The organism is Acinetobacter sp. 226, assembly GCF_048147925.1.
In the GTDB taxonomy this organism is placed as follows: Bacteria; Pseudomonadota; Gammaproteobacteria; order Pseudomonadales; family Moraxellaceae; genus Acinetobacter; species Acinetobacter pecorum.
The window spans coordinates 59,574-71,239 of record NZ_JAYWYX010000020.1 but is presented as its reverse complement, the minus strand read 5'-3'; the positions used below and the strand labels follow the sequence as shown (position 1 = coordinate 71,239).

Below are 11,666 nucleotides of genomic sequence, written 5' to 3'. Positions count from 1 at the left end.
ACCCATGTGAGAGTAAGTCATCGCCAGCTCATTATTCGAAACACCCCCGGTCTAAAGGCCGGGGGTGTTTTTTTATGGGGGGAATTTATAGCAAAATTAAATATAGTAAAAATAATATTCTGAATTTACTCAAGGTTATTTGCTATTTTTAAACCAGCCTGATTGTGTTTTAATCGTTTAAAGCTTAAAACCTAGGAATCTGCGTGTTTGATGTATTTGCACAGCTGTGTGGCGGGATTGGTTTATTCCTGCTTGGCATGACTTTAATGACCGATAGTCTTAAAGATATTGCAGGTGAAACATTAAGACAGTGGTTAGGGCGGTTTACAGGTTCTCCTTTTAAAGCAATGATTTCAGGGATTGCTTTAACCTTGATAGTGCAATCTTCTACAGCCACTACTTTAGCAACTATTGGCTTTGTCAGCGCGGGAGTTCTTACTTTTTCGCAAGCCATTGGTGTCATTATTGGCGCCAATATCGGAACTACCAGTACGGGCTGGATAGTGGCTTTTCTGGGTTTAAAGTTTTCTATCGGGCAAGTGGCTTTACCTCTGATTGCCATAGGTGCTTTACTTAAAATATTAGCACATGGACGTACAGCACTCACCGGCCTGGCACTTGCAGGCTTTGGACTAATTTTCTTTGGAATTGACTTGCTTCAGGTCGCAATGTCAGGTGTCGCAGAGCATCTTGACCTTTCAGTTTTCTCCACCAAAAGCGTTGCTTCCAAATTATTGTTGGTACTTTTTGGTTTGGTCATGACTGTGATTTTACAGTCTTCCAGTGCTGCGATTACGGCGACACTTGCTGCATTGGCAAGTCAGGCCATTCAGCTTGATCAGGCTTTAATGCTCGTGATTGGGCAGAATGTTGGAACTGTTGCAACTGCAGTGCTCGCATCTATTGGTGCAAATGCGAATGCAAAACGAACTGCTGCTGTGCATGTCTGTTTTAATGTCGTGAGTGCAATTTTTGCATTTTGTATTTTAGTTCCTTTATTTTTATGGTTTCATCAACCGCAGCATTTTTTATCCAGCTGGGATAATGTGGTAATTGTGGCTGCATTTCATACTGCTTTTAGTCTATTTGGTGCCTTATTTTTTATGCCATTGATCGGGCCTTTTGAACGGCTGTTGGTTAAATATATTCCTGCACATGAAGATTCATTATTACAAGCTTTGGATGATGCCAGTTTAGCTGTACCTGCGGTAGCCATTAATACAGCAGAAAAAGTAATTTTTAAAACAATAGGAACCCAGTATTTCTGGATACTTAAAGCCATCAAGTCGGCCGAAATGGTTTCGGCTAATGAGTTAAAACAGCAGGATGAATTAATCTATAAATTACAGGATTATTTAGAAAAAATTATAGTGCCCGAAAATAGTCAAGATCAAGCCCGGCTATTTAGCTTGTTGAGGATCATGGTTTATTTAAAAGTATTACGTAGTGATCTGGAAAATCTAGAGTATGCATTAAATATCCGCACCCAACCTGCAATCTATCAGATTGCCCTGGACTTTATCCAGATAGTAGAAAATGAGGGAAATATTCGGCTGGGCCTGTCTTCATCTGATGATCTTCAACAACTCTATATAGAGCTGGAAAACTTAAAAAAATGGAGCAAACAGCACCATGCTGAATTACGAGAAAAAATAAATAGTTATGCCTCTACTTATCAGCTGAATGCAGTTAAGACCTTAGAGTTGTTGGCTGCTCAGCGCTGGTTGGAACGCCTAATTTCACATAGTCTCCGTCTGGTGAATGTACTAAAAGAGTGCCAACAATCTCTTAGGGTTGCTGAAGTTGACGACGAGCATGTTTAAGTGCAGATCTGAGCCCTTCCTCTAGCGTCGGGTGGTAAAAAGGTTTGGCAAGGATTTGATGAATATCCTGATCGGCATCTATGGTCCAGGCAAGAAGATGGGCAAGATGTTCAGCTTGAGAACAGAACAGTTCTGCGCCTAATAATTTGCCTGATTTTTTATCAATATAAACTTCAATTCCTCCCTTATTTTCAGCAAGTACCAGTGCACGGCCTTGATTTTCATAGGAGGCAAATCCTCGAATAAACTCAATATTTTGTTGTTCTAACTGTTTAAAACTTTGCCCGACAATAGCCATTTCCGGATGAGAAAATATGATTGCCAATGGGGTGAGTGCTGGAATCGGTTTGACTTCAGGATAATTTAAACAGTTATGAACCACCTCTTTACCGGCATGAGCAGCCTCGTGTTGAATGGGGGCATCAGGGGCGGCATCACCCACTATAAATATTGGCATATCTGCGAGTTGTTTGGTTTTTTTATTGATAGGCATTTTCTTTATATCAGTAAAGCTAGGGTCTAACTGGTCTAAGCTCAAGCGATCCAGATTGCTCTGACGCCCTGTAGCACCCAGAACATAGTCAACCTCAATACTTTGAACTTGATTATTTTCGGTAAAATCAATTTTAATGTGATTCGTCTGTTTTTTAACTTGGTCTGGTAAGATTTTAAACTTGATATTGATTTCTTCACTGAGTTCTTTTTGGGCTAATGACTGTAAAGTAGGGCTGCTTAGAGCACCGACTTTCTGACTACGCGCAAACATCGTGGTTTTTACCCCCAGTCGTTGCATAGCCTGAGCCAATTCAGTGGCAATCACGCCACTCCCGATCACTGCTAAAGACTTGGGTAACTGAGAAAGTTCAAAAATTTCGTCAGAACTTAAATATTTATTTCCTAATTCTTCCTTTAATGCTTTATCGATATGCGGTCGTGAACCCACTGCAATAATAAAACATTTAGCTTGATAAGACTGTCCATTAACTTCAACTGTATGAGAATCAATAAACTTCGCATGACCAGAAATTTTATGTGAATTATCCCATTGGTCTATGCCTTTCAAGGTTGCTCGAATAAAACGTTCTCTTAAGTGTTGTAGACGTTGCATGACGCTTGAAGTATTAACCGTAACATCCTGAAGTAAACCGAGATCTTTCGCAGATTGAATATCGTGCATACGATTTGCAGATGAGATCAGCAGTTTACTTGGCATACAGCCTACACGGGCGCAGGTCGTATCCCACGGGCCATCATTGATAATTAAAATATTTTTGGTGTATTTAATGGCTTCGTTATAAGCGCTGATGCCTGCAGTTCCGGCACCAATGATGATGAGATCGTGCATTGATTACTCTTATGAGAATTATTTTATATAAGCTAGCATACAAAACATTTAGCTTACCTTTATTTACATAAAAGCTTAACTATGATTACATATCGCATAATAAATAAAGCATTGATAAAAACTCTAGAGATAGAGGATTTTGGGGGTTAAAATGATTAGTAAACAATTAGGTATTAAATTATCTGCTCTTACTTTGGCACTAATATTGGCAGGCTGTGGGGGCGGTGGAAGTGATGGTTATTATAATAACGGTGGTTCTAGTTCTGGTAATACAGGCGGTTCACAAAATGGTATTGAAACGCCAGAGATTTCCAAAGTAAATATTTCTAAAGTAGAAATATTTGATCAGAATAGTGTAGTTACAAATACAGTAACAACTACAGGAGCGACAGCTCGTGTTCTAGTAACAGATCAGAACCAAAAGCCGATTAGTGGAGCCTTAGTAACTTTTACCAGCGAAAATATCTCTTTTAGTAGCACTAATGGGGCTGTGTTAACAGATGTGAATGGAACAGCAACTATTGCCCTAAAACCAACGGATGATCTAGCTACAGGTGCTTATAAAATTTCCGCAAGTGTAGAGATAGATGGAAATTCAGCACAATCAGCTATAACCAATTTCATAATTGGTCAAGTACAAACTAAATTTTCAGATTTAACATTGGAAAGCTCTACAATTGATGCAGGGGCATCAGTTAAGTTGCACGCGAAAACAGTGGATAAAGAAACTGACAAATTATTGAATAATATTAAAGTTAATGTTACAGCTGAATGTGGAACATTTAGTTCGAATCAAGTTAACTCTAATCAAGGTTTAGTAGAAACAACATATATTGCAATTTCAGAAGGTGGTCAATTATGTACTGGAACGCAAAAAATAACACTGTCTGCTAACAATGGTGCTGTTACTTCATCTATAAACGTTAATATTAATTCAATTAAAGCTAACTCAATCTCATATTCTTCGGGCACTGTAAAACTAGGCACAATTAACAGCGGATCAAGTTCATCTGGTAAAGTTGAATTCATAGTTTATTCAAATAATGTTCCTGCTAGAAATCAGGATGTTTCAGTAGAATTAGTTTATGGACCGAATGATCTTTCTTTTGTTTCATTAAATAATAGAACTACTAAAATAATTAAGTCTGATGAACAAGGAAAAGTGGTCGTTGATATTTTCCCTGGAAGTATTCCAGGACCAGTAGAAATTAAGGCGACTTTGCTTGATGATACACAGGTAACAGCATTATCTAAAGATGTATCAATTGCTACAGGCCGTGTTACACAAAATGGTTTAAGTCTATCTGTAAGTAAAAATGCATTACAGTGGGATGTAGATGGTGATAAAGCAACCATTATAGCAAGACTTCGTGACCGAGTTGGTAACAAAGTGCCTGATGGTACGGTGGTCAGCTTTGTTACAGAAGGAGGGAGTATTACTCCAAATTGTTCAACTATAGAAGGTGAATGTAGTGTGGTTCTCCAAACACAAAATCCACGTCCGGCAGATAATCGTGTAACTGTGTTAGCTTATGTTGAAGGCGATAAAACATATGTCGATAAGAATTCAGATAATCTTTATACTGCTGGAATTGATGAATTAACCAATAATATCGGTGATTTCTTCAGAGATGATAATGAAAATACTATCTTTGAAGCAGCTTTAGGGGAGTTTTTGTATAAACGTGGGGCTATTGGTACTACTTGTGTTCCAAGTACATTTAAACACCCCAACATTGCTGGTACATGTGATGCGGCTCTAGAAGCTGTGATTCGTGAACAATTAGTATTTGCATTTAGTCACGATGTTCCTACAATCACGGATGAACAAATTACAAATAAATCTAGCTTAACATTTAAATTATTTGGTAATAGTGCACAATCAGTACCAATGCCAACGGGTACAACTGTAGCATTAGAAGCTGAAGATAATACTAAAACAAATGAAAAATCATGCAGTACAGAGTTGTGGACTGGAAGTAGTCCAGTAGCCTCTGTTTTTAATCTTTTAACGCCCACCAGCTTTAAAACTAGCTCACAAGTAAATTATAATTTTCGACTAAAAGAATGCGACTCGGGGGATAGCTTGATTTTAACTGTAACCGCTCCAACAGGACAAGTTACTAAACAAGAATATGTAATCCGTTAATTTTAAAAACAGCGCTTCGGCGCTGTTTTTTTTATGAGGACTGAAATTTAAAAAATTAAATCGAAGTTCCCACATTCACACCCACAGTCGGCTTCAAATTCATCGAGCTACAACCTGCAAAAGCCAAACTACAACATACAATAATCAATAATTTATTCATGAATCAATCCTTGAGATTTAGCTTGGTTAAACAAAGATGCTGAACGTGTACCACTACGGCAGACCATTAAAATAGGCTTTGGCAGCTCATTGTAATATCGGGCAAATTCCTCAATATTGGCCTGAGAAATATGACCACTTATTACTGGTTGATAAATCACACTGACTTGAGACTTTTCTGCAATCGAGCGTAATTGACTTACCGTGACGGCATTGCCAGACTCCTGATCAGGGCGGTTTACAATCACGGATTTAAAACCCTGCTGAATCAATTGCTCAAATTTATCCAAGGTCATTTGACCGCTAACACTCACCGTAGCGGTCAGAGCGCGACTCAAATTCTGCGCAGCAAAAACAGGTGAAGTACAGCTAAAACAGATTGCGAGTACTACACCGTTCCAAAATAACTTAGTCATCCAGCAAGTCCATCTGTTTTGCCAGTTGATATAAATTATTTGAGCGGTTTCCGGTACGGCAAAACATCAAGATAGGTTTTGGTAATTCATTATAATGATTGGCAAAAGTGCGGACATCAAGCTCGGTAATCTGACCGGCAACCACCGGCTGAAATACATAATCCAGACCTGCTGCACGTGCAGCCTCTTCGATTTGTGCACTGGTTGGCTGCTCAGAACCACCTTCCATATCTGGGCGGTTGTTGATAATCGATTTAAAACCTTTTTCAACTATTTGAGAGATATGTTCAGGACCAATTTGGCCAGTAAAGCCTACATTTTCGCTCATGATGTCACTCCATTATGTCATTTATCTAGATATGCTTTATGATAGCATTAAGCTGAAAACATGACGGCTTAGTTCTGAAAAATTTATAAATACGATTACAATTATAAAATAATGCAATGGAGCGCATATGTACGCCTATACAGTCGAACCACTGTATGTTAAAAGCGGTCAGGAAGTGATTGCTGCGGATTTTTATCATCCTCAACAGGTCGATAAACCGGCTGTGATCCTGATGGCCCACGGTCTGGCAGCTTTACGTCATTTTAAACTGGTCCAGTATGCACAGCGCTTTGCCAGTGCTGGCTATGCTGTGGTGCTGTTTGATTATCGCTATTGGGGCGGGAGTACAGGACGTCCACGTGAACTGGTATCCATTAGTGCTCAGCTTGAAGACTGGCGGACTATGATCAGCCATTTAGAGGCACGTAAGTCGATTGACAGCAAAAGAATTGTACTTTGGGGAACGGCGTTAAGTGGCGGTCATGTACTGACACTTGCAGCAGAGCTGTCGAATATTCAGGCAGTAATGGCGCAGGTACCGTTTGTGGATGGGGCAGAAAGTGCCAAACTTTATCCTTTGCAGCAATTGCCTAAAGCCCTGAAAATTTCCAGCCAAGACTACATGGGCGCCAAGGTTGGTATGGGACCGAAAACCTTACCCGTAGTAGACCCTCATGAACTCTGTTTTATGCCAACCCAAGACAGTTATCAGGGATATATGTCCATCGTGAACCCGGATTATTACTGGAGTGGTCATATTCCTGCACGCGCATTCTTTAAACTGATGCGTTATCGTCCCATTCTGGAAGTACGTAAAATCACGATTCCAGTTCTGTTCATTGCAGCAAAACTGGATAGTCTGATTCCCATTGAATCCAGTCGGGAAACTGCAACCAATATTGCGCCATTTGTGCAATATCATGAGTGGAATATGCGACATTTTGATATTTATCATGGCGAATGGTTTGAAAAAGCAGTTTCGACCCAATTAGAATTCTTACATCAACATATTGGAGTGCGCTAGATGATTATTGTATGCCCGAATTGCCAGGCTAAAAATCGTGTGTCTGAAGAAAAATTAACGGCCGATCCAGCTTGTGGTCAATGCCATCAAGCATTGGTTCCATTGGCACCGATTGAATTGAATGAGCAGAATTTCAGCCAGTTTGTCACGCATAGTGATTTACCGATCCTGATCGACCTATGGGCGGACTGGTGTGGGCCATGTAAAATGATGGCACCGCACTTTGCCAATGTTGCCAAACTCTATCCCAATGTGGTTTTTGCCAAAATTGATACAGAAGCAAATCCACGGCTAAGTGCAGCATTTAATGTACGCAGTATTCCGACGCTGGTTTTAATGAATAAAAGTAATGAAATTGCTAGAATAAGCGGTGCATTACGCTCAAGCGAGCTGCAAAAGTGGCTTGATCAGCAGTTAAATGCCCCATCCTAATTCACAAGCCTGGAGTTCAAGTGTCAGATTCTCATAATAAACCAGAGGGAATTCTTTCCCTGCAGACCATTGCGATGCCTGCGGATACCAACTGGAGTGGAGATGTATTTGGTGGCTGGATTGTTTCACAAATGGACTTGGCGGGAGCAATTCATGCAGAGCGCTTTAGTAAAGGACGCTGTGCGACAATTTCGATTAACCAGATGACCTTCCTGGTTCCGGTGAAAGTCGGTGATGTGATTAGCTGCTATACCAAAATTCTAAAGGTCGGCAATACCTCCATCCAGATGGAAATTGAAGTATGGGATAGCCATGACGACTCACGTCCGCCTGTACGCGTGACTGAAGGGGTATTTACCTTTGTGGCAGTAGATGTCAAAGGCAATAAACGTCCAATTCCAGATGAAGCAAAACAGAAATTTGCAGAATCTCAGCAGAACTCATAATTCATTAAATAAAAAAATCCCAGATCAATAATCTGGGATTTTTTTGTCTGTATTGAAATTAGCCTGGCTTCAACTGGTTCTTGGCAATCCAAGCCCAGAGCATTTCACATTGAATCGGTGCTTCACCAGATTCATCAGTTACAATAACTTGTACTAGCGTTTCACCTTTTTCTGAACTTTGCATCAATTGCTGCTGTTCAGGAGTTAAGGTAGCTACTGCAGTCATGCCACCTTTGGTTGGGCGCTTAAAGTCCACTTTTAGGCTTTTAATCAAAACCACTGCACTGTCAGGTACATTCATCGCAGTCACAAAGCCAGTTGCTGTTTCTGCCAGCAGTGCCATCGCACAGGCATGAATCTGACCGATATGGTTCTGCATGACCTTATGATTGGCCATACTTACCACGACTTTGGAAGCACTGATTTCCTGATAGCGAATCTTGGCAGAGCCAACCATCGGAACTACTCGGCCAAAAGTCTTACTCAATAAAGCAGTACGCATACCTTGCGGTAATCTTGATGTCGCTTTGACCAGTCTGGTCAGTCGGTTGCTCTTTGTCATAATTCCATCTTCAGACGTTGAGATATCTTAGTCTTTAAAGTTGTTGAACTGTAAAGGCAGACCGAATTGTTGTTCTTTCAGGAATGCCATGACTTGTTGCAAGGTATCGCGTTTTTTATCAGTCACACGAATCTTGTCACCCTGAATTGAAGATTGCACTTTAATGCCGCTTTCTTTAATGGCCTTATTAATTTTTTTCGCCGTATCTGAGTCAAGGCCATCTTTAAGCTTGATCACTTGAACTACATTTTTGCCTGAAGCGGTCATTTTTTGTGGATCAAGTGCCTGAATGTCGATCTTACGCTTGAAGAAATGGTTTTCCAACATGTTATATACCTGTTCACACTGAAAATCGCTTTCTGTACTGATTTTGATTTCCTTGTTTTTTTCATTCAGTTCAATAGAAACGTCCTGACCACGAAAATCAAAGCGGGTTGCAATCTCTTTTTGGGTATTTTGAACTGCATGATTTACTTCAAAAATTTCTAATTCAGAAACAATATCGAAAGAAGGCATAGTTTAGACCTTTACAAAGGGAAAGAATATCTGAGATGCTAGGGATGTTTTCTTCATTTGCCAAGTGTTGTTTACATCAAAGGAGTGCACAATGATCCGTAAACAAGAAATTACAACATTTGAGTTCCCAGAAAATGCTGTAATCTGGGATGTACGAGATGCAAGTGCTTATGCTGAAGCACACGTGAAAGGGGCGGTCAATCAGCCCATTAACGATCTTTCAGCAAATAGCCTGACTCAGGTGTCAGCGGATCAACCGATTTACATTTTATGTGGTGGTGGGAGTAAAGCTCCACGTGCAGCTGAAAAGTTAGAGGGTTTTGACAGCACACGTGAATATGTCATTCTGATGGGTGGTACTCGTGCTGCTCGTGATGCAGGTATGCCACTGGAACAAGGTGCATAATTGACCTTGTGAAAAAAAGCGCCGTCAGGCGCTTTTTTGTTGTCTAGATTTCTTCAAAATCGTCCTTCTTTAAAGGAGGATTAACACTCTTTCTAAAAATCCCTCCCTTGCGGAACAGTATTCCTCACCCTTTATTAAAGGGAGGAATTCTTTAATCTTGAGGCTTAAAATAAGGCTTCTTGGCTTTTACCTTCTTTTGAAAACGTGTCACGTCGAGTTTCTTTACCAAGTTCGAAGGTACTGGGCAGGCTTCTCCCAAAATTTGGGCAGCCAGAATTTCACTACACAATGGCGCAAACAGAAAGCCTTTAGAGCCGAGACCAGCAAAACTGTAAATCTCTTCATCTGCCTTCATTTTTCCGAGTAAAGGAAAATAATCCTGACTCTGTGCGCGTACTGCCGCTCGACCTTGCCAGGTTTCGGTAGATGGTAATAACTGTGCATATTCAGGAAAGACACTGTGGATAAGTTCATAATTATGCACATGATCTTCTATTAAGACTTCTGCATCATCCCGGCCGGGATAAAACGAAGCCCCGAGAATGAGTTGTTCGGCATTGAGTTGCATACAGTAGCCGCCATAGCTATAGGCAGTATTTTGACTTAAAGGCTGGGTTTGATTATTCACCCAGCTGACCTGTCCGCGAATCGGTTTCAGGGGAGGATAATCTGCAAAAAACTGCTGGGTTTCTCGTGCAGTACAGACAATGACGTGATCGAATCCACCTAGATCCTGTTCATCTGCAAATAGCTGAGGTTTTGTAGCAGCTTCAATATGGCTAATTTGGGCCTGTTGATATTGAATATGAGGATGCTGCAAAATTTCATCACGTAACTGATGCGGCGAAACCGCGCCAGCTGCTAACAGTTTTAAACTTGGAAATACAGTTTGCATCTCCTGATCTTTTACTGTTTGTGCAGCCAGAATTCCTTCGGGATATTCGTCTGCCAATCCTAGAAGCTGTTCAGGATTTTTTAAGGCGAGTTGATTGACCTGAATCGGGCGGAAAGCCTTAAATTTCCGATAATGATTTAAGGCATGTTGCCAAGACAAGGTCATCAAATGTTCAGCACTTTGCTCAACCGGACAGAGTTTGGGATTGAGCAAGGCCAGTGGATTGCCAGAACCTCCAGAGAGGGGCGCCGACCGGTCGTAAATAGTGACTTGATGACCACGTTGAGCGAATGCCCATGCTGCACTTAAACCTGCGATTCCTGCGCCAATCACAGCGATCTGGCGAGGCCTGGCGTTTATCTCTAAAGCTGACCCAGTTTTTTTTTGCGTACTTTCCTGAGCTGGAGATGGGTTACTTTCCTCAGCCGGATTCCAGATTGCTTTCAACATTTCACGTTTATGGCCAAACCCACGTGGACGGGAAATTGAAATCCCGTGATTTTTTAAGCCACGTTTTAAGACACCCGCGACACTAAAAGAGGCAAATGTCGTTCCAGTTTCCGACAAGCGCACAATATGGTTTAAGACATTTTCTTCCCACATATCCGGATTGCAGGAAGGCGCAAAGCCATCCAGAAACCAGGCATTCACCGCTGCAGTTTTTTCAATGACCGGGAAGATATCGTGGGCATCGCCTAGCCATAGATCCAGACTGAAACGTTCTTCAGGAAAACTGAGTCGATGACAGCCAGCAATTGGCATTGGATATTGGAAAATCAGCTGATCAGCCAAAGGTTTTAACTCAGGCCAGGCATTCAGGGCACGGATCAGATCTGCTTTAGAGAGCGGAAATTTTTCCACTGAAATCGCATGCAGATGACTCGGATTGTCCGGACGCACCTGTTGCCAGAGTTGCCACAGCGCCAGAATATTCAGCCCTGTACCAAAACCCGTTTCACCGACACAGAAATATTCAAAAGGTTTTAAATCTGCCAGACGCGTCGTGAGATCATTGCCATTTAAAAAGACATGCCGGGTTTCCAGCAGGCCATTGTCTTTGGAAAAATACACATCACCAAATTGCTTGGATACAGGCACATCAATGCCATCCACCAATTGCCAGTCCAGATCGGCAGTTTGAATTGCGTGCGACAAAACGGTTACA

12 protein-coding genes are annotated in these 11,666 nt (G+C 41.2%); 6 read left to right on the top strand and 6 right to left on the bottom strand.

Annotation, left to right across the window (positions count from 1 at the left end; genetic code table 11):
• The first annotated feature begins 203 nt into the window (after positions 1 to 203).
• Positions 204 to 1,823 carry a Na/Pi cotransporter family protein gene (locus VXP95_RS10835; protein ID WP_416712020.1) on the top strand — a complete coding sequence of 540 codons (1,620 nt, stop codon included), beginning with the start codon at positions 204 to 206 and terminating at the stop codon, positions 1,821 to 1,823.
• Here VXP95_RS10835 and VXP95_RS10830 read toward each other — a convergent pair.
• Positions 1,789 to 3,168, bottom strand: a complete 1,380-nt coding sequence (locus VXP95_RS10830) for a dihydrolipoyl dehydrogenase (protein WP_416712019.1) — start codon at positions 3,166 to 3,168, stop codon at positions 1,789 to 1,791. The genes VXP95_RS10835 and VXP95_RS10830 overlap by 35 nt on opposite strands.
• Positions 3,169 to 3,319: 151 nt before the next feature.
• Between VXP95_RS10830 and VXP95_RS10825 the strand changes: the two genes are divergently transcribed.
• Complete coding sequence (locus tag VXP95_RS10825; protein ID WP_416712018.1) at positions 3,320 to 5,317, top strand: hypothetical protein; 1,998 nt, start codon at positions 3,320 to 3,322, stop codon at positions 5,315 to 5,317.
• A 152-nt stretch (positions 5,318 to 5,469) separates the two neighbouring features.
• On the opposite strand, the gene VXP95_RS10820 is transcribed toward VXP95_RS10825, so the two are convergent.
• A complete protein-coding gene (locus VXP95_RS10820) occupies positions 5,470 to 5,892 on the bottom strand; it encodes a beta-lactamase hydrolase domain-containing protein (RefSeq protein ID WP_416712017.1) in 423 nt (140 codons plus the stop codon).
• On the bottom strand, positions 5,885 to 6,220 hold the full coding sequence (locus tag VXP95_RS10815; RefSeq protein WP_064095239.1) for a TIGR01244 family sulfur transferase: 336 nt from the start codon (positions 6,218 to 6,220) through the stop codon (positions 5,885 to 5,887). The genes VXP95_RS10820 and VXP95_RS10815 overlap by 8 nt, the downstream gene beginning before the upstream one ends.
• A 127-nt stretch (positions 6,221 to 6,347) precedes the next feature.
• Between VXP95_RS10815 and VXP95_RS10810 the strand changes: the two genes are divergently transcribed.
• The 3 genes from VXP95_RS10810 (at position 6,348) to VXP95_RS10800 (ending at position 8,122) form a co-directional block, all read left to right on the top strand.
• Positions 6,348 to 7,244, top strand: a complete 897-nt coding sequence (locus VXP95_RS10810) for an alpha/beta fold hydrolase (RefSeq protein WP_144725307.1) — start codon at positions 6,348 to 6,350, stop codon at positions 7,242 to 7,244.
• The gene (gene trxC / locus VXP95_RS10805) at positions 7,245 to 7,676 is read left to right on the top strand and encodes a thioredoxin TrxC (protein ID WP_416712016.1); all 432 of its coding nucleotides are present in this window, start codon (positions 7,245 to 7,247) and stop codon (positions 7,674 to 7,676) included.
• 74 nt (positions 7,677 to 7,750) lie between these two features.
• Positions 7,751 to 8,122: an acyl-CoA thioesterase gene (locus tag VXP95_RS10800; RefSeq protein WP_416712022.1), complete on the top strand. Its 372-nt coding sequence runs from the start codon at positions 7,751 to 7,753 to the stop codon at positions 8,120 to 8,122.
• A gap of 58 nt (positions 8,123 to 8,180) precedes the next feature.
• Here the strand turns inward: VXP95_RS10800 and VXP95_RS10795 are convergent, their stop codons facing one another.
• Together VXP95_RS10795 and VXP95_RS10790 are read right to left on the bottom strand one after the other, a co-directional pair.
• Complete coding sequence (locus VXP95_RS10795; RefSeq protein WP_416712015.1) at positions 8,181 to 8,684, bottom strand: DUF4442 domain-containing protein; 504 nt, start codon at positions 8,682 to 8,684, stop codon at positions 8,181 to 8,183.
• Positions 8,685 to 8,711: 27 nt separating this feature from the next.
• Positions 8,712 to 9,200 carry a YajQ family cyclic di-GMP-binding protein gene (locus VXP95_RS10790; RefSeq protein WP_416712014.1) on the bottom strand — a complete coding sequence of 163 codons (489 nt, stop codon included), beginning with the start codon at positions 9,198 to 9,200 and terminating at the stop codon, positions 8,712 to 8,714.
• A 91-nt stretch (positions 9,201 to 9,291) separates the two neighbouring features.
• Between VXP95_RS10790 and VXP95_RS10785 the strand changes: the two genes are divergently transcribed.
• Entirely contained in the window at positions 9,292 to 9,606 is a 315-nt protein-coding gene (locus tag VXP95_RS10785) for a rhodanese-like domain-containing protein (RefSeq protein ID WP_180130725.1), read from the top strand.
• A 151-nt stretch (positions 9,607 to 9,757) separates the two neighbouring features.
• Here the strand turns inward: VXP95_RS10785 and mnmC are convergent, their stop codons facing one another.
• Entirely contained in the window at positions 9,758 to 11,656 is a 1,899-nt protein-coding gene (gene mnmC, locus VXP95_RS10780; protein ID WP_416712013.1) for an FAD-dependent 5-carboxymethylaminomethyl-2-thiouridine(34) oxidoreductase MnmC, read from the bottom strand.
• Positions 11,657 to 11,666 lie beyond the last annotated feature (10 nt).